This is a genomic window from Microbacterium gilvum (assembly GCF_039543865.1).
Classification (GTDB): Bacteria; Actinomycetota; Actinomycetes; order Actinomycetales; family Microbacteriaceae; genus Microbacterium; species Microbacterium gilvum.
On sequence record NZ_BAABKO010000015.1, the window covers coordinates 1 to 507 of the forward strand.

The window sequence follows — 507 nt, forward strand, 5'->3', positions numbered from 1 at the left end:
CCGTAAACCGGCAACCCGTCCTCGCGGATGCGCTGGGCAAGGGGAAGGAAGTCGCTGTCGCTCGACATGATCCCAAACCCGTCGACATTCCCGCGGTAGAGCAGGTCCATCGCGTCGATGGTCATGCGCATGTCGGTCGCGCTCTTGCCCTTGACCACATCGAACTGCTGCATGGGGATGATCGAATGCAGGCCGGTCAGCTGGCCCCACCCCTTAAGGCTGGTCTTCGCCCAATTGCCGTAGGCGCGGCGGATGTTGATCGTCCCAAGCTCTCCCAGCACGAGCAGAAGCTCGTCGAGATGGTCGGGGCTGGCATTATCGGCGTCGATGAGCAGCGCGACATTCTTTTCGTTATCGTGATCGTAATCGCGCATTCGTGCCGAGTCCCCGTCGATGGAGCCTGTCTATCGCAGTGGCGCCAAATCGCCACACCCTGTCGACGAAAGTGCGTAGTCCCTGAACGCCGGATGATCGATGCGGGAACGAAACGCCTTGTGTTGCGCTTCT

Annotated in this window: 1 protein-coding gene; it reads right to left on the bottom strand. The window is 60.6% G+C overall.

Going from position 1 to position 507, the window contains the following annotated elements:
* Positions 1–374: NYN domain-containing protein (locus tag ABD998_RS17770; protein WP_345442404.1), on the bottom strand; the 374-nt coding region annotated here is incomplete at its 3' end.
* Positions 375–507 lie beyond the last annotated feature (133 nt).